The organism is Pseudomonas muyukensis (assembly GCF_019139535.1).
In the GTDB taxonomy this organism is placed as follows: Bacteria; Pseudomonadota; Gammaproteobacteria; order Pseudomonadales; family Pseudomonadaceae; genus Aquipseudomonas; species Aquipseudomonas muyukensis.
Genome location: NZ_CP077073.1, coordinates 5,175,300 through 5,199,705 on the forward strand (window position 1 = coordinate 5,175,300; position 24,406 = coordinate 5,199,705).

Annotated in this window: 21 protein-coding genes; 18 read left to right on the forward strand and 3 right to left on the reverse strand. The window is 64.4% G+C overall.

The genetic code is table 11. The features are described from left to right. Nucleotides 1–13 precede the first annotated feature (13 nt). Nucleotides 14–202 carry a hypothetical protein gene (locus tag KSS95_RS22985; RefSeq protein WP_217849959.1) on the forward strand — a complete coding sequence of 63 codons (189 nt, stop codon included), beginning with the start codon at nt 14–16 and terminating at the stop codon, nt 200–202. A 491-nt stretch (nt 203–693) separates the two neighbouring features. Here the strand turns inward: KSS95_RS22985 and KSS95_RS22990 are convergent, their stop codons facing one another. Both KSS95_RS22990 and KSS95_RS22995 read right to left on the reverse strand, forming a co-directional pair. Continuing rightward, complete coding sequence (locus tag KSS95_RS22990; protein ID WP_186658669.1) at nt 694–1,254, reverse strand: response regulator transcription factor; 561 nt, start codon at nt 1,252–1,254, stop codon at nt 694–696. Continuing rightward, nucleotides 1,251–2,510 carry an ATP-binding protein gene (locus tag KSS95_RS22995; RefSeq protein WP_217849961.1) on the reverse strand — a complete coding sequence of 420 codons (1,260 nt, stop codon included), beginning with the start codon at nt 2,508–2,510 and terminating at the stop codon, nt 1,251–1,253. Before KSS95_RS22995 ends, KSS95_RS22990 begins: the two co-directional genes overlap by 4 nt. 195 nt (nt 2,511–2,705) lie before the next feature. On the opposite strand from KSS95_RS22995, the gene KSS95_RS23000 reads away from it, so the two are divergent. The 13 genes from KSS95_RS23000 to KSS95_RS23060 all read left to right on the forward strand — a co-directional run bounded on the left by KSS95_RS23000 (nt 2,706) and on the right by KSS95_RS23060 (nt 18,534). Further along, nucleotides 2,706–3,431, forward strand: coding sequence for an SIMPL domain-containing protein (locus KSS95_RS23000; protein WP_217849963.1), 726 nt, complete (start codon nt 2,706–2,708; stop codon nt 3,429–3,431). Nucleotides 3,432–3,743: 312 nt separating this feature from the next. Continuing rightward, entirely contained in the window at nt 3,744–5,369 is a 1,626-nt protein-coding gene (locus KSS95_RS23005; protein WP_217849965.1) for an ABC transporter substrate-binding protein, read from the forward strand. Between the two features lie 216 nt (nt 5,370–5,585). Next, nucleotides 5,586–7,178 (forward strand): ABC transporter substrate-binding protein, encoded by a 1,593-nt coding sequence (locus KSS95_RS23010; protein ID WP_217849966.1) that lies wholly within the window; start codon nt 5,586–5,588, stop codon nt 7,176–7,178. A 159-nt stretch (nt 7,179–7,337) separates the two neighbouring features. After that, on the forward strand, nt 7,338–8,720 hold the full coding sequence (locus KSS95_RS23015; RefSeq protein ID WP_217849968.1) for an OprD family porin: 1,383 nt from the start codon (nt 7,338–7,340) through the stop codon (nt 8,718–8,720). A gap of 72 nt (nt 8,721–8,792) precedes the next feature. After that, nucleotides 8,793–10,388: an ABC transporter substrate-binding protein gene (locus KSS95_RS23020; protein ID WP_217849970.1), complete on the forward strand. Its 1,596-nt coding sequence runs from the start codon at nt 8,793–8,795 to the stop codon at nt 10,386–10,388. 76 nt (nt 10,389–10,464) lie between these two features. Further along, complete coding sequence (locus KSS95_RS23025) at nt 10,465–11,475, forward strand: ABC transporter permease subunit (protein WP_134689956.1); 1,011 nt, start codon at nt 10,465–10,467, stop codon at nt 11,473–11,475. A gap of 10 nt (nt 11,476–11,485) precedes the next feature. Further along, nucleotides 11,486–12,412, forward strand: a complete 927-nt coding sequence (locus tag KSS95_RS23030; RefSeq protein ID WP_134689957.1) for an ABC transporter permease subunit — start codon at nt 11,486–11,488, stop codon at nt 12,410–12,412. Nucleotides 12,413–12,422: 10 nt separating this feature from the next. Further along, nucleotides 12,423–13,391, forward strand: coding sequence for an ABC transporter ATP-binding protein (locus KSS95_RS23035; RefSeq protein WP_217849972.1), 969 nt, complete (start codon nt 12,423–12,425; stop codon nt 13,389–13,391). Then, a complete protein-coding gene (locus KSS95_RS23040; protein ID WP_217849974.1) occupies nt 13,391–14,359 on the forward strand; it encodes a peptide ABC transporter ATP-binding protein in 969 nt (322 codons plus the stop codon). Before KSS95_RS23035 ends, KSS95_RS23040 begins: the two co-directional genes overlap by 1 nt. Before the next feature lie 387 nt (nt 14,360–14,746). Beyond that, nucleotides 14,747–15,556, forward strand: a complete 810-nt coding sequence (locus tag KSS95_RS23045; RefSeq protein ID WP_217849976.1) for an AraC family transcriptional regulator — start codon at nt 14,747–14,749, stop codon at nt 15,554–15,556. Between the two features lie 64 nt (nt 15,557–15,620). Next, on the forward strand, nt 15,621–17,027 hold the full coding sequence (locus KSS95_RS23050) for an NAD(P)/FAD-dependent oxidoreductase (protein WP_217849977.1): 1,407 nt from the start codon (nt 15,621–15,623) through the stop codon (nt 17,025–17,027). Between the two features lie 33 nt (nt 17,028–17,060). Further along, entirely contained in the window at nt 17,061–17,402 is a 342-nt protein-coding gene (locus KSS95_RS23055; RefSeq protein ID WP_217849979.1) for a cupin domain-containing protein, read from the forward strand. Between the two features lie 52 nt (nt 17,403–17,454). Further along, complete coding sequence (locus KSS95_RS23060; protein WP_217849981.1) at nt 17,455–18,534, forward strand: polyamine ABC transporter substrate-binding protein; 1,080 nt, start codon at nt 17,455–17,457, stop codon at nt 18,532–18,534. A gap of 158 nt (nt 18,535–18,692) precedes the next feature. On the opposite strand, the gene KSS95_RS23065 is transcribed toward KSS95_RS23060, so the two are convergent. Continuing rightward, the gene (locus KSS95_RS23065) at nt 18,693–20,276 is read right to left on the reverse strand and encodes a peptide chain release factor 3 (RefSeq protein WP_166883726.1); all 1,584 of its coding nucleotides are present in this window, start codon (nt 20,274–20,276) and stop codon (nt 18,693–18,695) included. 537 nt (nt 20,277–20,813) lie between these two features. Here KSS95_RS23065 and KSS95_RS23070 point away from each other — a divergent pair. The 4 genes from KSS95_RS23070 to KSS95_RS23085 are packed head-to-tail and all read left to right on the forward strand — an operon-like array spanning nt 20,814 to nt 24,256. Further along, the gene (locus tag KSS95_RS23070) at nt 20,814–21,527 is read left to right on the forward strand and encodes an ABC transporter permease (RefSeq protein ID WP_217849982.1); all 714 of its coding nucleotides are present in this window, start codon (nt 20,814–20,816) and stop codon (nt 21,525–21,527) included. A 13-nt stretch (nt 21,528–21,540) separates the two neighbouring features. Next, entirely contained in the window at nt 21,541–22,452 is a 912-nt protein-coding gene (locus KSS95_RS23075) for a glycine betaine ABC transporter substrate-binding protein (RefSeq protein WP_217849984.1), read from the forward strand. Continuing rightward, nucleotides 22,449–23,102 (forward strand): ABC transporter permease, encoded by a 654-nt coding sequence (locus tag KSS95_RS23080; protein ID WP_217849986.1) that lies wholly within the window; start codon nt 22,449–22,451, stop codon nt 23,100–23,102. Before KSS95_RS23075 ends, KSS95_RS23080 begins: the two co-directional genes overlap by 4 nt. Further along, complete coding sequence (locus KSS95_RS23085) at nt 23,099–24,256, forward strand: osmoprotectant ABC transporter ATP-binding protein OsmV (RefSeq protein WP_217849988.1); 1,158 nt, start codon at nt 23,099–23,101, stop codon at nt 24,254–24,256. The genes KSS95_RS23080 and KSS95_RS23085 overlap by 4 nt, the downstream gene beginning before the upstream one ends. Nucleotides 24,257–24,406 lie beyond the last annotated feature (150 nt).

Genomic DNA, 24,406 nt, shown 5'->3' on the forward strand with positions numbered 1-24,406 from the left:
AGGGAGGTCACTCATGACAATCAAGATCAAGCTGGAACTGGCGTCGGGCCAGTCGATGGCAGGGATGCCGCTGGAGTTGCTGCGTGATGGCAAGGTGATCGGCCGGGCCAAGGTGCCGGCAGGTGGGCTGGTGGCGTTCGAGGCGCCAGCAGGTGCGGGGCAACTGGCGGTGCGGGTGGACCGCTCGGGGGTGCAAGCCTGATAGCTGGCGGGGCCGCTGCGCGGCCCTTTCGCCCACAGGCCGTGCCTCTGATCAAGCCATGCGCGGTCTCTGTAGGAGCGGCCTTGTGTCGCGAAAGGGCCGCAAAGCGGCCCCGGCGGCTTCAGGGCTTCACCGGGCCTGGGGCTGCTGTGCAGCCTTTTCGCCCCACAGGCCGTGCCTCTGATCAAGCCATGCGCAGTCTCTGTAGGAGCGGCCTTGTGTCGCGATAGGGCCGCAAAGCGGCCCCGGCGGCTTCAGGGCTTCACTGGGCCTGGGGCTGCTGTGCAGCCCTTTCGCCCCACAGGCCGTGCCTCTGATCAAGCCATGCGCAGTCTCTGTAGGAGCGGCCTTGTGTCGCGAAAGGGCCGCAAAGCGGCCCCGGCGGCTTCAGGGCTTCACCGGGCCTGGGGCTGCTGTGCAGCCCTATCGCGACACAAGGCCGCTCCTACAGGGATGCGTGTCACCTGCTCAGCAGACCAGACCGCGTGATCTCAGCGCCGTACCGGGCGCTTCTGCAGCTTGCGCTGCAGGGTGCGCCGGTGCATGCCCAGCGCCCGCGCGGTGGCGGAGATATTGCCTTCATGCTCGCCCAGCACACGCTGGATATGCTCCCATTGCAGGCGATCCACCGACATCGGGTTTTCCGGCACCAGGGTGTCCAGGTCGGTGTGCTCCGAGAGCAGCGCCGCCAGCACGTCATCGGCGTCGGCCGGCTTGCACAGGTAGTTGCAGGCGCCGCGCTTGACCGCCTCGACCGCCGTGGCGATGCTCGAGTAGCCGGTCAGGATCACCACCCGCATCTCCGGGTCCAGTTCCAGCAGCTTGGGCAGCAGCACCAGGCCCGAGTCACCTTCCATCTTCAGGTCCAGCGTGGCGTAGTCAGGCAGGTCCTGCTCGGCCAGCTTCAGGCCTTCCTCGGCGGAACCGGCGGTACTCACACGGAAACCCCGGCGGCTCATGGCACGGGCCATGACCCGGGTAAAGGTGGCGTCGTCGTCCACCAGCAACAGGTGCGGCAGTTCTTCGCCTTCGACCTGGATTTCTTCGCTCATCGTTCATCTCCTCGCTTGCCATGGGGCAGGCGCAATTCGGTCAGGGTGCCACCCTGCTCATGACTATAGAGTTTCACCGAACCGCCCGCACGGGTCACGCTGGCCTTGCTCAAGAACAGGCCCAGGCCGAAGCCTTTGCCCTTGGTGGTAATGAAGGGTTTGCCGATCGCCTCGGCGATGGCCGCCGGCACGCCGGGGCCATGGTCACGGATGCTGATGACGATGTCCTGGGCGTCCCAGTCCAGGCGCACCTCCAGGTCGTCCGGGCAGGCATCGGCGGCATTGTTCAACAGGTTCAGCAGGGCCTGGGTCAGGTCCGGCGGCGGTGTCAGGCGCGGCACCGCGCCATCGCGCAGGCGCTGGAAGCGGTAGCTGGCCTCGGGGCGCATCAGGTGCCAGCGGTTGAGCGCCTCGTCGAGCCAGGCGGTGACCTCCTGCTCGATGATCGCCAGGCGGCGATTGGCCTCGGCGGCGCGCACCAGTTGCTGCAGGGTCTCCTTGCACAGCTTGACCTGGTCCTGAAGGATCTGCAGGTCTTCCTGCAACTGCGGGTCGGCGTGGTCCTGGCGCATTTCGTTGAGCAGCACGCTCATGGTCGCCAGCGGCGTGCCCAGCTCATGGGCGGCACCGGCCGCCTGGGTGGCCACCGCCAGCAACTGCTCGTCGCGCAGGCTCTCCTCGCGCCGCTCGGCACGCAGGTTCTCCTGCCGACGCAGCTCCTCGGCCATGCGCGCGGCGAAGAAGGTGATCACCCCGGCGGCCAGGGCGATACTCAGCCACATGCCGTAGACCTGCATGGTGTCGCGGGCCAGCGGCAGCGTTTCCAGCGGGTAGTACTGCACCAGCAACAAGCTGTAGGCCACCAGGGCGATGCCCGAGAGCACCAGCGAATAGATCCACGGCAAGGTCACCGCAGCGATCGCCAGCGGCACCAGGTAATAGGAGACGAAGGGGTTGGTCGAACCGCCCGAGTAATAAAGCAGGGCACTGTGGATCAACAGGTCGCAGGCCAGCTGCAGGGCATACTCGAGCTCGGTGACCGGCAGCGACAAGCGCAGGCGCAAAGCCGTGAAGGCGCACAGCAACGACGACAGGGCCAGGGTCACCGCCAGCGAGAACCATGGCAGCGGCAGTAGCTCGGTCCAGTAGGCCACGCCTACCGAGCCGGCCTGGGCGGCCAGGACGAGGATGCGAATGATGGTCAGGCGCCAGAGGTTCTGGCGTGTAGCGGACAGCGGATGTGCGGCGGCGAGCATGAGCTCTCCCGATGAGTGCTCCAGGAAAATCGGCTGGAGTATACCGAAGCCGGGCGCCTCGCTGCAGCAATGCGGCAAAGCGCCACACTTTGTCACAGGTACATGATGGCACTTTTGAACCCACTACACTGTTTCACGGTCTGATCGGCCATGCGTGGTCTCGATGCCACGCCTTATCTTGCCAAGGAGCTCCACATGCATATTCCCCGTCGCGGCGCCGCCGCCGTTGCCTTGTCCTGCGGCCTGCTCGCCAGCCTGCCCGCCCTGGCCGCCGACGAGCCGCGCTACTACAACCAGGTGTCGCTGCGCGCCGAAGTGAGCAAGGAAGTGGCCCGCGACCTGATGGTCGTGACCCTGTACAGCGAAGCGCAGAACAGCGACCCGGGCAAACTGGCCAAGGAAATCACCGAGGCCATGAACAAGGCCGTGCAGCAGGCCCGCCAGGTCAAGGACGTGAAGATCAGCCAGGGCAGCCGCAACAGCTACCCGATCTACGACACCAAGGGGCAGAAGATCACCGGCTGGCGCGAGCGCGCCGAACTGCGCCTGGAAAGCGCCGACTTCCCGGCCCTGTCCAAGCTCACCGGCGAGCTGCTGCAAGACCTGAAGATGGGCGGCATGGACTTCTCCATCGCCCCGGCCACGCGCAAGAGCAGCGAGGACGCCCTGCTCAAGGACGCCGTCGCCGCCTTCAAGGCCCGCGCCCAGCTGGCCACCGAGGCCCTCGGCGGCAAGGGCTACAAAGTGGTCAGCCTGAACCTCAACAGCAGCGGCTACCCACGCCCGTACCTGCGCAACGCGCCGATGGCGATGATGGCCAAGGGCGCCGCCGACGAAGCCGCGCCAGCACCGGATATCGAGGCCGGTACCAGCGAAGTCAGCATGAGCGCCGATGGCCTGATCGAAGTCCAGGTGCCCTGAATCCTCCATTTGAATATCCGAGGCGGTCAAAACCGTCTCGGACAACTGTTTCAGACCCTTCCTACGCACCAAACGGGTGCATCCGCTTGTCACATAAAGTGCGAAATATCCTGAAAATTTCGCTCCGTTTGACTACGCAAACGATCAACATTCGCCAAAGTTATACGGATGCGACATCCATGTACGTCCGTACCACGTTTTTGCCGTCAACCATCCTGCTGAGTGTTGCATTGGGAATACCCCCTGCATAAGTATCCGCAGGTCGGCTCACGAGGCCGCCTCAATTCGAAAAATGACAACAATGAGGCCACCATGCTCAAACACGCAGTCATTCCGTTCCTGGTAGGCGCAGGCTTGCTAGCCGGCGCACCGATCGCCCACGCCGCGTCCAACCTGGTGTTCTGCTCCGAAGGCAGCCCGGCCGGTTTCGACCCGGGGCAATACACCACCGGAACCGACTTCGACGCCTCCGCCGAGACCATCTTCAACCGCCTGACGCAATTCGAACGCGGCGGCACCAAGGTCATCCCCGGCCTGGCCACCAGCTGGGACGTCTCCGATGACGGCAAGACCTACACCTTCCACCTGCGTGAAGGCGTCAAGTTCCACACCACCGATTACTTCAAGCCCAGCCGCGACTTCAACGCCGACGACGTGCTGTTCACCTTCAACCGCATGCTCGACAAGGACCAGCCCTTCCGCAAGGCCTACCCCACCGAGTTCCCGTACTTCACCGACATGGGCATGGACAAGAACATCACCCAGGTGGAGAAACTCGACGACCACACGGTGAAGTTCACCCTCGCCCAGGTCGACGCCGCGTTCATCCAGAACATGGCCATGCACTTCGCCTCGATCCAGTCGGCCGAATACGCCGACCAGCTGCTCAAGCAGGGCAAGCCCGCCGACATCAACCAGAAGCCGATCGGCACCGGGCCGTTCGTGTTCAAGAGCTATCAGAAAGACTCGAACATTCGCTTTACCGGCAACAAGAGCTACTGGAATCCTGAGGACGTGAAGATCGACAACCTGATCTTCGCCATCAGCACCGACGCTTCGGTGCGCATGCAAAAGCTCAAGAAGAACGAGTGCCAGGTCACCTTGTTCCCACGCCCTGCCGACATCGAGCCGCTGAAGGCGGACAAGAAACTGCAGATGCCCGACCAGGCCGGCTTCAACCTCGGCTACATCGCCTACAACGTGATGGACAAGGTCAAGGGCAGCAACCAAGCGAACCCCCTGTCCCAACTCAAGGTCCGCCAGGCCCTGGACATGGCGGTCAACAAGCAGCAGATCATCGAATCGGTGTATCAGGGCGCAGGCCAGCTGGCGGTCAACGCCATGCCACCGACCCAATGGTCCTATGACGACACCATCAAGGACGCCGCATACGACCCGGAGAAGGCCAAGCAACTGCTCAAGGAAGCCGGCATCAAGGAAGGCACCGAGATCACCCTGTGGGCCATGCCGGTGCAGCGCCCCTACAACCCCAACGCCAAGCTGATGGCCGAGATGCTCCAGTCCGACTGGGCCAAGATCGGCATCAAGGCCAAGATCGTCAGCTACGAATGGGGCGAGTACATCAAGCGTTCCAAGGGCGGCGAGCAGGGCGCCATGCTGATTGGCTGGAGTGGCGACAATGGTGACCCGGACAACTGGCTGGGCACCCTCTATGGCTGCGATGCCATGGACGGCAACAACTTCTCCAAGTGGTGCTACAAGCCCTACGACGACCTGATCAAGCAAGCCAAGGCGACCTCCGACCAGGCCAAGCGCACCGAGTTGTACAAGCAGGCGCAACATATCCTCAAGGAACAGGTGCCGATCACCCCGATCGCCCACTCCACCGTGTATCAGCCCATGAGCGCGAAAGTGAAGGACTTCAAGATCAGCCCCTTCGGCCTGAACTCCTTCTACGGGGTCAGCGTGGACAAGTAACGGCCGTGATCGCCCTGTTGCCGCGGTTGGCGACAGGGCGATGACGCGACTTGGCGATACGTAGGGCTATTCCCGCACGCTCGCCAGAACCGTCCCGCCCCCATTCCAGTCTCTGAACCCTGGCTCCCGCATCCTGACGCCTCTATCGTCAGGACCGGGACGTCACAGCCGCGTATTGCCTGCGCGGCCAGCACCTACACGGACAAAGGATCTGCCATGCGCCTCACCCTGCTCAGTTCCACCCTGATCGCCCTTGGCCTGCTGGGCCAGGCATCGACCAGCCTGGCCAGCAACCTGGTGTTCTGCTCCGAGGGCAGCCCGGCAGGCTTCGACACCGCCCAGTACACCGCGGCCACCGACAACGACGCCGCCGAGCCCATCTACAACCGCCTGGTCGAGTTCGAGCGCGGTGGCACCGCCGTGCAAGCCGGCCTGGCCACCGACTGGCAGGTGTCCGAGGACGGCCTGAAGTACACCTTCCACCTGCGCCCCGGGGTGAAGTTCCACAGCAACAAGGACTTCAAGCCCAGCCGCGATTTCAACGCCGACGACGTGCTGTTCACCTTCAACCGCATGCTCGACAAGCAGCAGCCGTTCCGCCAGGCCTACCCCACCGAGTTCCCCTACTTCGTCAGCATGGGCCTGGACAAGAACATCGCCAAGGTCGAGAAGACCGACCCGCTGACCGTGGTCTTCACCCTCAACAGCGTCGATGCCGCGTTCATCCAGAACATCGCCATGGCCTTCGCCTCGATCCTTTCCGCCGAATACGCCGAACACCTGCTGGCCAGCGGCAAGCCCAGCGACATCAACCAGAAGCCGATCGGCACCGGACCGTTCGTGTTCCAGCGCTACCAGAAGGACTCGCAGATCCGCTTCAAGGGCAACAAGGACTACTGGGCGCCGGAGCGGGTGAAAATCGACAACCTGATCTTCTCCATCAACGTCGACCCGTCGGTACGCATCCAGAAACTGCGCAAGAACGAATGCCAGGTCACCTTGCACCCCCGTCCCGCCGACCTGCCGGCGCTCAAGCAGGATGACAAGCTGCAGGTCATGACCCAACCGGGCTTCAACCTCGGCTACATCGCCTACAACACCCAGCACCCACCGTTCGACCGCCTCGAAGTGCGCCAGGCCATGGACATGGCGGTGAACAAGCAGGCGATCATCCAGGCTGTGTACCAGGACGCCGGCCAGGCCGCGTCGAACGCCATGCCGCCGACCCAGTGGTCCTACGACGAGTCGATCAAGGATGCGCCCTTCGACCCGGAAAAGGCCAAGCAGCTGCTCAAGCAGGCCGGGGTCAAGGACGGCACCGAGATCACCCTCTGGGCCATGCCGGTGCAGCGCCCCTACAACCCCAACGCCAAGCTGATGGCCGAAATGCTCCAGGCCGACTGGAACAAGCTCGGCTTCAAGGTGCGCATCGTCAGCTACGAATGGGGTGAATACCTCAAGCGCATGAAGAACGGCGAGCATGACATCGCCCTGATCGGCTGGACCGGCGACAACGGTGACCCGGACAACTGGCTCGGCACCCTGTTCAGCTGCGACGCCATCGGCAGCAACAACTACTCCTTGTGGTGCGATACGCAGTACGACGCGCTGGTGAAAAAGGCCAAGCAAGTCACCGACCGCGAACAGCGCACCAGCCTGTATCAGCAAGCCCAGCAACGCCTCAAGCAACAGGTACCGATCACCCCAGTGGCGCACTCGACGGTCAACCAGCCACTGAGCATCAGCGTGAAAGACTTCAAGGTCAGCCCCTTCGGACGCAACGTTTTCTCCGGCGTCAGTATCGATTGACCCTGCAACGTCAGGCCGGGGGTGCAACCCACTCCCGCGACCGCGTGCAGCCCGGATTTGCCTGGCAACCCCCAGGCAGACACCCGCAGTACCGCGTCACCGTGACAAGCCCGGCCCACGAAGCCGGGTGATAACTAAAAAAAAAGAAAGGGAGCTTTCATGTCGAGACGTACCGCAACCACCGCATTGGCCTTGTCCGTCGGCGCCTTCTGCGCCCTCGCCCAGGCCGAACCCGCCAGCCAGGACTATGTGCCGATCACGCTCAAGTCCAGCAGTGAACAGGCCGAGGCCAAAGGCTTCATCGACGGCCAGAGCCTGTCCGGCAGCACCCGCAACTGGTATGCCCGCGAACGTGCCACCCGCGCACCGCTGTGGAAATACACCAAGAGCGACGGCACCCGCACCCCGACCCACAGCCGCGACAACTGGGTGCAGGGCACCATCCTCAACTACAGCTCGGGCTTCACCGAAGGCACCGTGGGCTTCGCCGTCGAGGCCGCGGCCTACAACGCCATTGCCCTGGAGCGCGGACGCGCCGCGGTGGCCGGGCCGAACAACCGTACCCTGACCCACAGCGACGGTGATCCGATCGGCCAGTGGAGCAAGATGGGCCTGGGCAACGTCAAGGCGCGGGTATCCAACACCACCCTGACCCTGGGCCGCCAGTCGGTGGACACGCCGATGATCGCCTACATTGGCAACCGTGCGTTGCCGTCGAGCTTCCAGGGCGCGTTCCTGCACAGCGCCGAGTTCGACAACCTGTCGTTCGACCTCGGCACCTTCGACCGGGTCTCGCCGCGTACCGAGCAGAGCCTGAGCAAGTTCCGCAGCGAGTATGGCGCCGAGGGGGTCGAGACCGACCGGGCCAGCACCGCCGGTATCAACTACCAGCCGTTCAAGAGCCTGACCACCAGCCTCTACGCCACCAAGGTCGATGACTTCTGGAACCAGTACTACTTCGGCGCCAACCACGTGCTGGGCGACAGCGCGGTGCTGAGCCTGACCACCGGCCTGAACTACTACAAGACCGTCGACGCCGGCAGCAAGAAGATGGGCGAGATCGACAACGACACCTACAGCCTGTCGTTCGGCCTGACCCACCAGGCCCACACCCTCAGCGCCTCCTGGCAGCAGGTCAACGGCAACGAGTACTTCGACTACCTGCACGAAACCAACGGCATCTACCTGGCCAACTCCCTGCTGTCGGACTTCAACGGCCCGAACGAGAAGTCGCTGCAGATCAGCTATGTGCTGAACATGGCGCCCTACGGCGTGCCAGGCCTGAAGTTCAACCTGTACAACGCCCGCGGCTGGGGCATCGACGGTACCCACTACAAGGGCACTGCCTATGACGTGCGCGGCATGGACGGCGAGACCCACTACGAGTGGGGCATCGGTACCAGCTATGCGGTACAGAGCGGCATGCTCAAGGACACCACCATCCGTGCCACCTACACCGCCCACCGCGCCAGCAAGGCACAGGCCGACGGCAGCCTGGACGAGCTGCGGATCGTGACCACCATTCCGTTCAACATCCTCTGACCGTTGCCGCCACGGCCCGACTCCCCACGGGCCGTGGCGGCTAGGCTGGAACTAGCACTGCAGGGAGGTTCCATGAAATCGCTACCGTTACGCGCTGCCCTGGCAGCGGTCATCCTGGGCGCCGCATCGAACCTGGCGGCCAAGCCGCTGGTGGTATGCACCGAAGCCAGCCCGGAAGGCTTCGACATCGTCCAGTACACCACCGCGGTCACCGCCGACGCCACGGCCGAGGCCATCTTCAACCGCCTGGTCGACTTCAAGCCCGGCACCACCGAGATCCAGCCGGCCCTGGCCGAACGCTGGGAGGTCAGCGCCGATGGCCTGGTCTACACCTTCCACCTGCGCGAAGGCGTCAAGTTCCACACCACCGACTACTTCAAGCCCACCCGCGACTTCAACGCCGACGACGTGCTGTGGAGCCTGAACCGCCAGTTGCACAAAGACCATCCGTGGCACGACAAGACCAGCGTCGGCTACCCCTATTTCGAGAGCATGGCCTTCAAGGACCTGCTCAAGTCGGTGGAAAAAACCGACGAGCACACCGTGGTGATTACCCTGACCCGCCCGGAAGCCCCCTTCCTGCGCGACCTGGCCATGGCCTTCACCTCGATCTACTCCGCCGAATACGGCGACCAGTTGCTCAAGGCCGGCAAGACCGGCGATCTCAACAGCAAGCCGATCGGCACCGGCCCGTTCGTGTTCCAGCGCTACAACAAGGACGCCCAGGTTCGCTACAAGCCCAACCCGGACTACTTCCGCGGCAAGCCACCGGCCGACGCCCTGATCTTCGCCATCGCCACCGACAGCAACGTGCGCCTGCAGAAACTGCGCGCCAACGAATGCCAGATCGCCCTGTACCCCAAGCCTGACGACGTACCGGGCATCAAGACCGATCCCAAGCTCAAGGTCGCCGAGATCGAGGCCCTGGTCACCGGCTATATCTCCATGAACACCCAGCACAAGTACCTGAGCGACGTGCGCGTGCGCAAGGCGATCAACATGGCCTTCGACCGCCAGACCCACGTCGACCAGCTGTTCGGCAAGGGCAACGCGCTGGTCGGGATCAACCCCTACCCGCCGACCATGATCGGCTTCAACACCGACAACAAGAACCCGCCCCACGACCTGGACAAGGCCCGCGCCCTGCTCAAGGAAGCCGGTGTGCCGGAGGGCACGGTGATCACCCTGTTCACCCGCAATGGCGGTGGCCCGACCAACCCCAACCCACGCCTGTCTGCCGAAATGCTGCAAGCCGACCTGGCCAAGATCGGCATCAAGCTCGATATCCGGGTGCTGGAATGGGCCGAAATGCTGCGCCGCGCCAAGAAGGGCGAGGCCGACCTGGTCTCGGCGGGCTGGGCCGGCGACAACGGCGACCCGGACAATTTCCTTACGCCGATGCTCAGCTGCGACGCAGTGAAGAGCGGCGAGAACTACGCCCGCTGGTGCAACCCGAAATTCCAGGAGCTGATCACCCGCGCCCGCGAGATCATCGACAACGACGAACGCGCCAAGCTCTATAGCGAGGCCCTGGCGGTGTACGATGAGGACCAACCGTGGATCAGCATGGCCCATCCGAAGATGTTCACCGCCATGCGCGAGAACGTCGAGGGCTATGTCATCAACCCACTGACCAACAACAACTTCGCCACCACCAAGGTGAAGTAGAACAACAACGACCGCCGGCAGCCTGTACGGGAGCCGGCGGCACTGCCTTTACCGGCTGGATGAGGTACCCACGAACATGTTGAGTTTTATTGCCCGGCGCCTGGGCCTGCTGATCCCGACCTTCTTCGGTATCACCCTGCTGACCTTCGCGCTCATACGCCTGATCCCCGGCGACCCGGTGGAAGTGATGATGGGCGAGCGCAGGGTCGACCCCGAGATGCACGCCCAGGCCATGGAGCGCCTGGGCCTGAACAAGCCCTTGCCGGTCCAGTACCTGGACTACGTCGGCAAGCTCGCCCAGGGTGACCTGGGCGAGTCGCTGCGCACCCGCGAGAGCGTGTGGAACGAATTCCTCACCCTGTTCCCCGCCACGCTGGAGCTGGCCATGGCCGCCCTGCTGTTCGCCGGGGTAATCGGCCTGCTGGCCGGGGTGATCGCCGCGCTCAAGCGCGGTTCGCTGTTCGACCACGGGGTGATGGGCATCTCCCTGGCCGGCTACTCGATGCCGATCTTCTGGTGGGGCCTGATCCTGATCATGTTCTTCTCCGTGAGCCTGGGCTGGACCCCGGTTTCCGGGCGCATCGACCTGCTCTACGACATCGAGCCGAAAACCGGCTTCATGCTCATCGACACCCTGCTCAGCGACGAGGAAGGCGCCTTCAAGGACGCGGTCATGCACCTGATCCTGCCGGCCATCGTGCTGGGTACCATCCCGCTGGCGGTGATCGCCCGCATGACCCGTTCCTCGATGCTCGAAGTGCTGCGCGAGGACTACATCCGCACCGCTCGCGCCAAGGGCCTGTCGCCGTCGCGCGTGGTGTTCATCCACGGCCTGCGCAACGCGCTGATCCCGGTACTGACCGTGTTCGGCCTGCAGGTCGGCACGCTGCTGGCCGGCGCCGTGCTCACCGAGACCATCTTCTCCTGGCCGGGCATCGGCAAATGGCTGATCGAGGCCATCGGCGCCCGTGACTACCCCGTGGTGCAGAACGGCATCCTGTTGATCGCCTGCCTGGTGATCCTGGTCAACTTCGTCGTGGACATCCTCTACGGCCTGGCCAACCCACGCATCCGTCACCAGCGCTGAGGATTCCATCATGACCAGCCCGATTCCGAAATCCGTCACACCGACCAGCGCGGTTGACCAAAGCTTGCTCTACCCCTCGCCGTACAAAGAGTTCTGGCAGGCCTTCTCGCGCAACAAGGGCGCGGTGGCCGGCCTGGCCTTCATGTGCCTGATCGTGTTCTGTGCGCTGTTCGCCCCCTGGGTGGCGCCACACAACCCCAGCGAGCAGTACCGCGACTTCCTGCTCACGCCACCGGTGTGGCTCGAAGGCGGCACCTGGCAGTTTATCCTCGGCACCGACGAACTGGGCCGCGACCTGCTGTCACGGTTGATCCAGGGCTCACGCCTGTCGCTGCTGATCGGCCTGTCGTCGGTGGTGATGTCGCTGATCCCGGGCATCCTCCTGGGCCTGCTGGCCGGGTTCTTCCCGCAGATCCTCGGCCCGTCGATCATGCGCCTGATGGACGTGATGCTGGCCCTGCCCTCGCTGCTGCTGGCCGTGGCCATCGTCGCCATCCTCGGCCCTGGCCTGATCAACACCGTGATCGCCATCGCCATCGTCTCGCTGCCGTCCTACGTGCGCCTGACCCGCGCCGCGGTGATGGGCGAGCTGAACCGCGACTACGTCACCGCCGCGCGCCTGGCCGGTGCCGGCCTGCCGCGGCTGATGTTCGTCACCGTGCTGCCCAACTGCATGGCGCCGCTGATCGTCCAGGCCACCTTGAGCTTCTCCTCGGCGATCCTCGACGCCGCCGCCCTGGGCTTCCTCGGCCTCGGCGTGCAACCGCCGACCCCCGAGTGGGGCACCATGCTGGCCTCGGCCCGCGACTACATCGAACGCGCCTGGTGGGTAGTGAGCCTGCCGGGCCTGACCATTTTGCTCAGTGTGCTGGCAATCAACCTGATGGGCGACGGGCTGCGCGACGCGCTGGACCCGAAACTCAAGAATGCCGCCTGAGGAGACCGCCATGTCACTGTTGCAGATCAACAACCTGAACGTGCGCTTCGGCGACGCCAATGCCGTGCCCGTGGTCGACGGCCTGGAGCTTGCGGTGGACGCCGGCGAGATCCTCGCCATCGTCGGCGAGTCCGGCTCCGGCAAGTCGGTCACCATGATGGCCCTGATGGGCCTGATCGACGCCCCCGGGCGCATCACCGCCGACGTGCTCAACTTCGACGGCATCGACATGCTCAAGCTCAGCGGCCGGCAACGGCGCAAGGTGGTGGGCAAGGACATCGCCATGGTCTTCCAGGACCCGATGACCGCGCTCAACCCCAGCTACACCGTCGGCTACCAGATCGAGGAAGTGCTGCGCCAGCACCTGGGCCTCAAAGGTAAAGCGGCGCGCCAGCGCGCGCTGGAGTTGCTGAAGAAGGTCGAGATCCCCGCCGCCGAAAGCCGCCTGGACGCCTACCCGCACCAGCTGTCCGGCGGCATGAGCCAACGCGTCGCCATCGCCATGGCGATCGCCGGCGAGCCCAAGCTGCTGATCGCCGACGAACCGACCACCGCGCTGGACGTGACCATCCAGGCGCAGATCATGGAGCTGCTGGTCAACCTGCAGAAGGAGCGCAACATGGCGCTCATCCTGATCACCCACGACCTGGCCGTGGTCGCCGAGACCGCCAAGCGCGTGTGCGTGATGTACGCAGGGCAAGCGGTCGAAGTCGGCCAGGTGCCGGAGCTGTTCGACATCCCCGCCCACCCCTACAGCGAAGCGCTGCTGGCGGCCATCCCCGAGCACAGCATTGGCGCCGAGCGCCTGGCCACCCTGCCAGGCATCGTGCCTGGCCGTTATGACCGGCCACAAGGTTGCCTGCTGTCACCGCGCTGCCCCTATGTGCAGGAAAACTGCCGGCGGCAGCGCCCGGCCCTCGATCCCCAGGCCCATAGCCTGGTGCGTTGCTTCTATCCGCTGAACCAGGAGGTGGCGTGATGGCCGTCGTACTTTCCGCCCGCGAGCTGACCCGCCACTACGAAGTCTCCCGCGGCCTGTTCAAGGGGCATGCGCTGGTACGCGCGCTCAATGGCGTGTCGTTCGAGCTGGAGGCCGGCAAGACCCTGGCCGTGGTTGGCGAGTCCGGTTGTGGCAAGTCCACCCTGGCCCGCGCCCTGACCCTGATCGAAGACCCCTCCTCCGGTTCGTTGCAAATCGACGGCCACGAGGTCAACGGCGCCAGCAAGGAGCAGCGCAAGCAGTTGCGCCGCGACGTGCAGATGGTGTTCCAGAGCCCCTACGCCTCGCTCAACCCACGGCAGAAGATCGGCGACCAGCTGGCCGAGCCGCTGCTGATCAACACCTCGCTGAGCAAGGCCGAACGCCGCGACAAAGTGCAGAAGATGATGGAGCAAGTGGGCCTGCGCCCCGAGCACTACCAGCGTTACCCGCACATGTTCTCCGGCGGCCAGCGCCAGCGCATCGCCCTGGCCCGGGCAATGATGCTGCAACCCAAGGTGCTGGTAGCGGACGAGCCGACCTCGGCGCTGGACGTGTCGATCCAGGCCCAGGTGCTGAACCTGTTCATGGACCTGCAAAAAGAGTTCAACACCGCCTACGTGTTCATCTCGCACAACCTGGCGGTGGTGCGCCATGTGGCGGACCAGGTGCTGGTGATGTACCTGGGCCGGCCGGCGGAGATGGGGCCGAAGCAGGATATCTACGACAAGCCATTGCATCCGTACACCCAGGCGCTGCTGTCGGCGACCCCGGCGATTCATCCAGACCCGCTGAAGCCGAAGATCCGCATTGCCGGGGAGCTGCCCAACCCACTCAATCCACCGGATGGGTGCGCGTTCCACAAGCGCTGCCCGTATGCGACCGAGCGCTGTGCCAAGGAAGTGCCGGCATTACGGCAGGTGAGTACGCGGCAGGTGGCTTGTCACTATGCCGAGCAGTTTCTCTAGGTTCTAGATCGCTGGGGCTGCTGCGCAGCCCTTTCGCGACACGAGGCCGCTCCTACAGGAGATCGCGGTCCCTTGTAGGAGCGGCCTTGCCGAGGCGTCGGACCGGTCGGAAAGGGCTGCGAAGCAGCCCCAGGGATCTCAATGCATAAAGAACCAGATCAGGATAATCACCGGAATCGGCACCCCAATCATCCAAAGCAGTATCGAGCGCATGGCCTTTCTCCCTGTTCGATGGTGACAAGAGAGGTGCATCGCCCATGCCACTCGTATCAAAAAATTACACTTATATGAATCAACGGCTTACCCCCTGAGCCGCTTGCCGGAACCGTGCAAATTGCCAGATTCCCACCCTTGCACCTGGGTGTTCTGCAATGCACTATCGACCCCATGACTGCCTCCCCCCTCCCCGACGGCCCTGGGCAAACCCCGCTCACCGCCGACACCGTCATGCGCTACCACCTGTGCTGGAAGCATCGCGACCTGGACGGGGTCATGGCGCTATACCACCCGCACATCGAGTACCACGACTTCTTCCAGAACCGCGTGCTCGGCTATGTCGAGCTGCGCGACTACGTGCGCGCCTGCCTGCCCCATGAAGCCGGTGAGGACATCGTCCACAGCGACCGCATCCGCGTCGATGGCTGCACCGCGTTCATCCAGTACCAGGTCACGGTGCAGGGCGGCGACGGGCTGGTGGCGTTCCAGTCCAGCGAAGCGATCACGGTCAGGGACGGCCTGATCTGGCGGGTCAACGAATACGCCACCCTGGTTCGCCAGAACGGCAATGGCCAGGTCCGCGGCGGCCCACGCCCGGCCACCAGCCACCTGGGCCTGTCGCCACGGCAACTGTCGACCATGGCCCAGGACCTGGAGCATTACTTCCAGCGCCAGCGCCCCTACCTCGACCCGGAACTGGACCTGCAACAGGTGGCCGACGCCAGCGGCTACAGCCGCAACCAGATTTCCTACCTGCTCAACCAGGTGCTCGGGCAAAGCTTCTACCGTTACGTCAACCAGGCGCGGCTGCATCACCTGATGGCCAGCCTCGACGACGACAGCGTCCAGGCGCCGATCGACGACCTGGCGTTCAACGCCGGCTTCAACTCGCTCTCGGCGTTCTACAAGTGCTTTCGCGAGCACACCGGCCTCACCCCCAAGGCCTATCTCAAGCAAATTTCCCTGCGTGCACGCACGTAAGACAGGCGCGGACCGACACCACTAGCATCGCCCACAGACCTTGACGGATGTGGAGCAAGACCTGATGCAACCCCCACGCACCATCAGCCTGTGGATGGACCAGCTCGACGAGCCGCTGTGCGCCCGCCCGGCCTTGGGCCAGGACCTGGACGTCGATGTGTGCATCATCGGCGCCGGCTACACCGGCCTGTGGACGGCCTACTACCTCAAGCGCCAGGCGCCGCAGCTGAAGATCGCCATCATCGAGGCGAACATCGCCGGTTACGGCGCTTCAGGGCGCAACGGCGGCTGGCTGATGGGCAACCTGCTGGGCGAGGACCGCCTGCTTGCCAGCCTGTCGCCGCAACAACGGCGCGCCAGCATCGACCTGCTGCACGGCATTCCCGACGAAGTGCACAGCGTGCTGCAGCGCGAAGCCATCGACTGCGACTACCGCAAGGGCGGCGTGCTCTATTGCGCGGCCCGTTACCCCGAGCAGGAACGCAGCCTGCGCGCCTGGCTGGACGACCTCTATCGGCAAGGCATGCGCGAGGACGACTACCGCTGGCTGCGCCCCGAACAGCTGGATGCGCAGCTGAAACTGAGCAACCCCTACGGCGCCATCTACAGCCCGCACACCGCGACCATCCAGCCGGCAAAACTGGTACGTGGCCTGGCGCGAGTGGTGGAGAACCTGGGCGTGCCGATCTACGAGAACACCCCGGCCCTCGACTGGCAGACCGGCGAGGTGCGGACCCCACAGGCGCGCATCCGCAGCCACTGGCTGGTTCCAGCGGTGGAAGGCTACGCCGCCAGCCTGCCGCCCCTGGGCCGTCATCAGCTGCCGGTGCAGAGCCTGCTGGTGGCCACCGAGCCGCTGCCGGAGTCTACCTGGGAACAGATCGGCCTGAGCCAGGGCCAGGCCTTCAGCGAAAGCAGCCGCCAGGTCACCTATGGCCAGCGCAGCGCCGACAACCGCCTGGTGTTCGGTGCCCGCGGCGGCTACCGCTTCGGAGGCCGTCTGCGCGAGGACTTCACCCTGACCACCGACGAGGTGGAGCTGCGCCGCTACCTGTTCGGCGAACTGTTCCCACAGCTCAAGCATGTACGCATCACCCACTCCTGGGGCGGCAACCTCGGCATGGCCCGGCGTTTCCGCCCGCACATGCTCTGCGACCGCCAGCGCGGCATCGCCCTGGCCGGCGGTTATGGCGGCGAGGGTGTCGGCGCCAGCAACCTCGGTGGACGCACCCTGGCCGCGCTGATCCTCGGCCAGCACAACGAACTGACCGCGCAGCCCTGGGTGCACGACAACCGACCGCTGTCGAGCCTGGCCAGCTGGCCCCCCGAGCCCTGCCGCTGGCTGGGCTACAACGCGATCATCCAGAGCTTCGTGCACGAGGACCGCACCCTCGCCAGCCCGGCCAGCGCGCCCTGGCGGCGACGCCTGGCCAGCGGGCTGGCCGACCTCATGGAAGGTTTCATGCACTGATTTCCCTTCACCATCACAGAGGATCCACCGGTCATGAGCATCACCCAGTTCAAGCGCACCGACAGCGCTCCCCTGACCACCTCCAGCCCGGTCGCCGTGCCCCTCGGCGAGCCGGTCGCGGTCACCTCGGTCAGCTGCGTCGAGCGCAGCGACGGCGTCGAGACCGGCATCTGGGAGTGCACCCCCGGGCGCTGGCGGCGACAAATTGTGCAGCAGGAGTTCTGCCACTTCATCAAGGGCCGCTGCACCTTCACCCCAGACGGTGGCGAGCCGCTACTCATAGAAGCCGGCGACGCCCTGATGCTGCCGGCCAACAGCCTCGGCACCTGGGATATCCAGGAGACCGTGCGCAAGACCTACGTACTGATGTTCTGATCCGCTGATCGCCTGCCTTCGATAACAACAGACAAAGCAAGGTAACCCCGACATGCGCACCCTCCTTCTCGCTCCCCTGATGCTGGCCGCCAGCGTGGCCAGCGCCGCCGACTCGGTGAAGATCTACAACTGGTCGAGCTACATCGCCCCCGACACCCTCAAGCAGTTCCAGCAGGCCACGGGCATCGTGCCTACCTACGACGTGTTCGACAGCAACGAAACCCTCGACGGCAAGCTGATGACCGGCAACTCCGGCTACGACGTGGTGTTTCCCTCCAACCATTTCATGGCCCGGCAGATCCAGGGCAAGGCCCTGAAGAAACTCGACAAGACGCAATTACCGAACTGGAAGAACCTCAACCCGGTGCTGCTCAAGGCGCTGGAGGTCAACGACCCGGGCAACCAGTACGGCTTCCCCTACCTGTGGGGCAGCACCGGCATCGGCTACAACATCGACAAGGTCAAGGCGGTGCTCGGCGACCATGCGCCCATCGACTCATGGGACCTGTTCTTCAAGCCCGAATACCTCGCCAAGCTCAAGAGCTGCGGCGTGGCGGTGCTGGACAACGGCCCCGAACTGCTGCCGATCGCCCTGCACTACCTGGGCCTGCCGCACCATAGCCAGGACCCGGCGGACTACGACAAGGCCAAGGCGTTGCTGATGCAGGTACGCCCGTACATCAGCTACTTCCACTCCTCGAAGTACACCGGCGACCTGGCCAATGGCGATGTGTGCGTGGTGGTGGGTTTCTCGGGTGACGTGCTGCAGGCGAAGAACCGTGCCGAGGAGGCGAACAACGGGGTGAGGGTGGGCTACTCGATCCCGAAGGAAGGCGCGCCGATGTGGTTCGACATGGTCGCCATGCCGGCCGATGCGCCCAACGAGAAGGCCGGGTATGCCTACATGAACTACCTGTTGCAGCCCGAGGTGATGGCGCAGATCAGCAACTTCGTGCAGTACGCCAACGGCAACCAGCAGGCCGATGCCTTGGTGGACCCGGCGCTGAAGGGCAACACGATGATCTATCCGAGCGCGGATGTGATGGACAAGCTATATGCGCTGGAGGCGATGCCGGCGAAGATCGACCGCATTCGCACACGCATCTGGACCAGTATCAAGGCCGGGAATTGATTGCAGGCATTACGCGACCCCTGTAGGAGCGGCCTTGCGTCGCGAAAGGGCCGCAAAGCGGCCCCAGAATCTTTGTCTAACACTGAACCCTGGGGCCGCTACGCGACCCTTTCGCGACACGAGGCCGCTCCTACAGGGTCAAGTGCAGGCCTGCTGGATCAGTGATGCTCGCGGGTCGCGCGGAACTTGATGTCCGGCCAGCGCTCTTCCATCAGCGACAGGTTGACCCGGGTCGGGGCCAGATAGGTCAGGTGACCGCCACCGTCGATGGCCAGGTTCTCCATGGCCTTGTTCTGGAATTCCTCGAGCTTCTTCTTGTCGTCGCAGGCGATCCAGCGCGCCGACCACACGGTGATCGGCTCATAGGCGCACTCGACCTTGTACTCTTCCTTCAGGCGGCTGGCGACCACGTCGAACTGCAGCACACCGACCGCACCCAGGATGATGTCGTTGCTGCGCTCGGGGAAGAACACCTGGGTGGCGCCCTCTTCGGCCAGCTGCTGCAGGCCCTGGCGCAGCTGCTTGGATTTCAGCGGGTCCTTCAGGCGCACGCGGCGGAACAGCTCCGGGGCGAAGTGCGGGATACCGGTGAAGCCCAGCGCCTCGCCTTCGGTGAAGGTGTCGCCGATCTGGATGGTGCCGTGGTTGTGCAAGCCGATGATGTCGCCGGCAAAGGCCTCTTCCAGTTGCTCACGCTCGGAGGAGAAGAACGTCAGCGCATCACCGATGCGCAGGTCCTTGTTCAGGCGCACATGGCGCATCTTCATGCCCTTCTCGTACTTGCCCGAGCAGATACGCATGAAGGCGATGCGGTCGCGGTGTTTCGGGTCCATGTTCGCCTGGATCTTGAACACGAAGCCGGTGAATTTCTCTTCAACAGGCTCCACGGTCCGCTCGTGGGCGACACGGCCCAGCGGGCGCGGCGCCCAGTCGACGACCGCGTCGAGCACGTGGTCGACACCGAAGTTGCCCAGGGCGGTACCGAAGAACACCGGGGTCAGCTGGCCGTTGATGAACTCGTCCTGGTCGAACTCGTGGCAAGCGCCCTGCACCAGCTCGAGCTGCTCGACGAAGCTGTCGTACTGGTCGCCCAGGTGCGCGCGGGCCTCGTCGGAATCCAGCTTCTGGATGATCTTGGCTTCGGTGCGCTCGTGGCCGTGGCCCGGGGTGTAGACGATGATGTAGTCGCCGGTGAGGTGGTAGACACCCTTGAAGTCGCGGTAGCAACCGATCGGCCAGGTGATCGGCGCGGCCTTGATCTTCAATACCGCCTCGATTTCGTCGAGCAGTTCGATCGGGTCGCGGATGTCACGGTCGAGTTTGTTGATGAAGCTGACGATCGGCGTGTCACGCAGGCGGCACACGTCCATCAGGGCAATGGTCCGCGGCTCTACGCCCTTACCGCCATCGAGCACCATCAGCGCCGAGTCCACCGCGGTCAGGGTGCGGTAGGTGTCTTCCGAGAAGTCTTCGTGGCCGGGGGTGTCGAGCAGGTTGATCATGTGCTCGCGGTAGGGGAACTGCATCACCGAGGTGGTGATGGAGATGCCGCGCTGCTTCTCCATTTCCATCCAGTCGGAGGTGGCGTGGCGGTCGGACTTGCGCGACTTCACGGTACCCGCGACGGAGATCGCCTTGCCCATCAGCAGGAGCTTCTCGGTGATGGTGGTCTTACCGGCGTCGGGGTGGGAAATGATTGCGAAAGTGCGGCGCTTCGCGACTTCGGCGGCCTGGTTGGTCATGGGAAATCGCCTGACTGGGGATTCAAAAAGGGGCGATATCATACCTGAAGTCGGGGCTCGGGCCAAAATCTGCTGAACCAGAGGCGCTCGTTCCGGCCTCTTCGCGGGTAAACCCGCTCCTACAGGTACTGCACAAGACTCAAGGACTGTGGAAATCCTGTAGGAGCGGGTTTACCCGCGAAAGGGCCAGTGATCGCTCAAGCATCTGCCTGGTCACGACAAATGGCTACAAAGCAGTGTTTTCAATGCCTAGAGCGCATTAATCCGTAATTTTTTCTCGATGTATTTCCATCTTTCCAGTGATTAACACTGGCCAAATGCCGCCTCGAATGGGAACCTTTCCCTTCACGGAGACGTCCACTCCCCTGCAACCCGCTTCGGTTCAGGGCTGGTTTCACCTGCTTCACGAGCCCGACGGGGTTCGGCTCATGGCCTGATGCCACGCATCGCGCTGCTACTCGCGACCACGCTGCCCGCCGCCAGGAATGGCCGGCCGCACGGGGGTGTGATCGCCGACTATAAAAAAGGAGTCCGCCTGTGGCTGCACGCTACGGAAAAGGGCTGTTGGGATGGGCCGCCGTGCTCGTCATCCTGGCCCTGCTGGTCCACTGGATCGGCATCGACACGATCGCGCGCTATCGCGACGATCTTGGTTTCTACCTGCAAGCGCACCTGGTCCTGGTGCTGGCTTCGATGGCGGCGGCACTGGCCGTGGGCATCCCCGCCGGCATCGCCTTGAGTCGACCGCAACGGGTCGACAAAGCCGAACGCTTCATGCAGTTTTTCAACGTAGGCAACACCATCCCTCCCCTGGCCGTCCTGGCCATCGCCCTGAGTATCCTGGGCATCGGCGCAGGTCCTGCGATCTTCGCGCTGTTCCTCGCCTCCCTGCTGCCCATCGTGCGCAACACCTACGAAGGCCTGAAGAACGTCCCCGCCGCGCTCAAGGAAGCCGCCACCGGCATCGGCATGACCCCGCGCCAGCAGCTGTGGCAGGTGGAACTGCCCAATGCCGTGCCGATCATCGTCGGCGGCGTGCGCGTGGCCCTGGCACTGAACGTCGGCACCGCGCCCCTGGCATTCCTGATCGGCGCCAACAGCCTGGGCAGCCTGATCTTCCCCGGCATCGCCCTGAACAACCAGCCGCAACTGTTGCTCGGCGCCGCGTGCACAGCGCTGCTGGCCCTGGTGCTGGATGCCCTGGTGAGCTTCTCCAGCAAACGCTGGCTGGAACGCGGCCTGGCCGGATAACAAGAGGGAACCCATGAAAAGAATCATCGCCTTGCTGCTGGGCGCGGCCCTGCTATACGCAGGATTTGCCCAGGCAGCGGAAAAACCGCTGGTACGCATCGGCGCGCGGGTGTTCACCGAACAGACCGTGCTCGCCGAAATCACCGCCCAATACCTGCGCGCCAATGGCTTCGAGGTGCGCGTGACCAGCGGCCTTGGCAGCAACATCGCGCGCCAGGCCCAGGAGACCGGCCAGCTCGACCTGATGTGGGAATACACCGGCGTCTCGCTGGTGTCGTACAACCACATCGACGAGCGCATGCCCGACGCCGAAGCCACCTATGCCCGGGTCAAGGCCCTGGATGCGCAGAAGGGCCTCATCTGGCTGGCTCCGTCGCGCTTCAGCAACACCTATGCCCTGGGCCTGCCCAAAGCGGTCGCCGCCGCCTACCCGCAGATCAACTCGATCAGCGACCTCAACCAGGTGCTGCGTGACGAACACCAGCGCCCCCACCTGGTGGCGCTGGACACCGAGTTCGCCAACCGCCCCGATGGCCTGGTCGGCCTGCGCGAGCTGTACGGCCTGCCGCTGGACCGCCGCAACATCCGCCAGATGGACGGCGGCCTGGTGTACACCGCCATGCGCAACAACCAGGTATTCGCCGGGCTGGTGTACACCACCGACGGCCGCCTGAACGCCTTCGACCTCAAGCTGCTGGAAGACGACAAGCACTACTTCCCCGACTACACCGCCGCCCCGGTCGTGCGCAAGGCCGTGCTCGACGCCCACCCACAGCTGGCAGGGCTGCTCAAGCCGCTGGCCGAACGACTGGACGACCAGACCATGCGCCAGCTCAACGCCCAGGTCGATGTCGAGCACCAGAGCCCGACCCGGGTAGCCGCCGCCTTCCTGCGCGAGCATTCACTCAGCGAGGTGCAGCCATGAACCTGCTCGACACCTTCGCCCACCTCGACTGGGCCCAGGTCCTGCAACTGACCGGCCAGCACATCACCCTGGTCGGCATCGCCGTGGGCCTGGCCATCGTCGTCGGCGTGCCGCTGGGCATCCTGATGACCCGCTTCCCTGTGTTCGCCGGCCCCCTGCAGGCCAGCGCCACGGTGCTGCTGACCATCCCCTCGATCGCCCTGTTCGGCCTGCTGCTGCCGTTCTACTCCAAGTTCGGCCAGGGCCTCGGCCCGCTGCCGGCGATCACCGCGGTGTTCCTGTATTCGCTGCTGCCGATCCTGCGCAACACCTACCTGGCCCTGACCAACGTCGAGCCTGGCATCCGCGAAGCCGCCCGCGGCATCGGCATGACCTTCGGCCAGCGCCTGCGCATGGTCGAGCTGCCCATCGCGGTGCCGGTGATCCTCGCCGGGGTGCGCACCGCCGTGGTGATGAACATCGGCGTGATGACCATCGCCGCCACCATCGGCGCCGGTGGCCTGGGCGTGCTCATCCTCACCGCCATCAGCCGCAGCGACATGTCGATGCTGCTGGTCGGCGCCGTGCTGGTCAGCCTGCTGGCGATCATCGCCGACCTGCTCCTGCAAACCCTGCAACGTGCCCTGACTCCGGAAGGACTGCGCTCATGATCGAATTGAAGAACCTCAGCAAGACCTTCAACGTCAACGGCAAGGACGTCAAAGCCGTCGACTCGGTAAGCCTCACCGTCAACGAAGGTGAGATCTGCGTGTTCCTCGGCCCCTCGGGCTGTGGCAAGAGCACCACGCTGAAGATGATCAACCGCCTGATCACCCCCAGCGGCGGCCAGGTGTTCATCAACGGCGAGGACACCACCGGCCTGGACGAGGTGACGCTGCGCCGGCACATCGGTTATGTGATCCAGCAGATCGGCCTGTTCCCCAACATGACCATCGAGGAGAACATCACCGTGGTGCCGCGCCTGCTGGGCTGGGACAAGCAGCGTTGCCACGACCGCGCCCGCGAGCTGATGAGCATGATCAAGCTCGAGCCCAAGCAGTACCTGCAACGCTACCCACGCGAGTTGTCCGGCGGCCAGCAGCAACGCATCGGCGTGATCCGCGCCCTGGCTGCCGAAGCGCCGGTGCTGCTGATGGACGAGCCGTTCGGTGCGGTCGACCCGATCAACCGCGAGATGATCCAGAACGAATTCTTCGAGATGCAGCGGGCACTGAACAAGACCGTGATCATGGTCAGCCACGATATCGACGAGGCGATCAAGCTCGGCGACAAGATCGCCATCTTCCGCGCGGGCCGGCTGTTGCAGCTGGACCATCCGGACACCCTGCTGGCGCACCCGGTGGACGATTTCGTGAGCAATTTCGTCGGCCAGGACAGCACGTTGAAACGCCTGTTGCTGGTGCGGGCCGAGGATGCCGCGGACAACGCGCCATCGGTGAGCCCGCAAACCCCGGTGAGCGATGCGCTGGAACTGTTGGACGAGCATGACCGCCGCTACGTGGTGGTCACCGATGGGCAGAACAAGGCGCTGGGTTACGTGCGCCGGCGCGACATGCACCGCCAGCAGGGGACCTGCGGCGATTTCCTGCGTCCGTTCAATGCCACCGCAGCCCATGACGAGCACCTGCGCATCCTGCTGTCGCGGATGTACGAGTTCAACCGGGCCTGGTTGCCGGTGCTGGATGCCGAGCAGGTGTTCCTCGGCGAGGTGACGCAGGAGTCGATTGCGGCGTACCTGAGTTCTGGGCGCTCGCGGGGGGCGAAAACCAGTATCGTGTCGCCTGCCGAAGCCGTGACCTCCTGATAGAAAGCCGGGGCCGCTGTGCGGCCCATCGCGACACAAGGCCGCTCCTACAAGTACTGCGCCGCCCTGAAGGCTGCTGCCGTACCTGTAGGAGCGGCCTTGTGTCGCGAAAGGGGCGCAAAGCGCCCCCGGCAACCCCGAATCAGCCCC

Excerpts from the sequence above, each read along its gene's own strand:
- KSS95_RS22985 (WP_217849959.1), top strand. The coding sequence starts at position 14 with ATGACAATCAAGATCAAGCTGGAACTGGCGTCGGGCCAGTCGATGGCA.
- KSS95_RS22990 (WP_186658669.1), bottom strand. The coding sequence starts at position 1,254 with ATGAGCGAAGAAATCCAGGTCGAAGGCGAAGAACTGCCGCACCTGTTG.
- KSS95_RS22995 (WP_217849961.1), bottom strand. The coding sequence starts at position 2,510 with ATGCTCGCCGCCGCACATCCGCTGTCCGCTACACGCCAGAACCTCTGG.
- KSS95_RS23000 (WP_217849963.1), top strand. The coding sequence starts at position 2,706 with ATGCATATTCCCCGTCGCGGCGCCGCCGCCGTTGCCTTGTCCTGCGGC.
- KSS95_RS23005 (WP_217849965.1), top strand. The coding sequence starts at position 3,744 with ATGCTCAAACACGCAGTCATTCCGTTCCTGGTAGGCGCAGGCTTGCTA.
- KSS95_RS23010 (WP_217849966.1), top strand. The coding sequence starts at position 5,586 with ATGCGCCTCACCCTGCTCAGTTCCACCCTGATCGCCCTTGGCCTGCTG.
- KSS95_RS23015 (WP_217849968.1), top strand. The coding sequence starts at position 7,338 with ATGTCGAGACGTACCGCAACCACCGCATTGGCCTTGTCCGTCGGCGCC.
- KSS95_RS23020 (WP_217849970.1), top strand. The coding sequence starts at position 8,793 with ATGAAATCGCTACCGTTACGCGCTGCCCTGGCAGCGGTCATCCTGGGC.
- KSS95_RS23025 (WP_134689956.1), top strand. The coding sequence starts at position 10,465 with ATGTTGAGTTTTATTGCCCGGCGCCTGGGCCTGCTGATCCCGACCTTC.
- KSS95_RS23030 (WP_134689957.1), top strand. The coding sequence starts at position 11,486 with ATGACCAGCCCGATTCCGAAATCCGTCACACCGACCAGCGCGGTTGAC.
- KSS95_RS23035 (WP_217849972.1), top strand. The coding sequence starts at position 12,423 with ATGTCACTGTTGCAGATCAACAACCTGAACGTGCGCTTCGGCGACGCC.
- KSS95_RS23040 (WP_217849974.1), top strand. The coding sequence starts at position 13,391 with ATGGCCGTCGTACTTTCCGCCCGCGAGCTGACCCGCCACTACGAAGTC.
- KSS95_RS23045 (WP_217849976.1), top strand. The coding sequence starts at position 14,747 with ATGACTGCCTCCCCCCTCCCCGACGGCCCTGGGCAAACCCCGCTCACC.
- KSS95_RS23050 (WP_217849977.1), top strand. The coding sequence starts at position 15,621 with ATGCAACCCCCACGCACCATCAGCCTGTGGATGGACCAGCTCGACGAG.
- KSS95_RS23055 (WP_217849979.1), top strand. The coding sequence starts at position 17,061 with ATGAGCATCACCCAGTTCAAGCGCACCGACAGCGCTCCCCTGACCACC.
- KSS95_RS23060 (WP_217849981.1), top strand. The coding sequence starts at position 17,455 with ATGCGCACCCTCCTTCTCGCTCCCCTGATGCTGGCCGCCAGCGTGGCC.
- KSS95_RS23065 (WP_166883726.1), bottom strand. The coding sequence starts at position 20,276 with ATGACCAACCAGGCCGCCGAAGTCGCGAAGCGCCGCACTTTCGCAATC.
- KSS95_RS23075 (WP_217849984.1), top strand. The coding sequence starts at position 21,541 with ATGAAAAGAATCATCGCCTTGCTGCTGGGCGCGGCCCTGCTATACGCA.
- KSS95_RS23080 (WP_217849986.1), top strand. The coding sequence starts at position 22,449 with ATGAACCTGCTCGACACCTTCGCCCACCTCGACTGGGCCCAGGTCCTG.
- KSS95_RS23085 (WP_217849988.1), top strand. The coding sequence starts at position 23,099 with ATGATCGAATTGAAGAACCTCAGCAAGACCTTCAACGTCAACGGCAAG.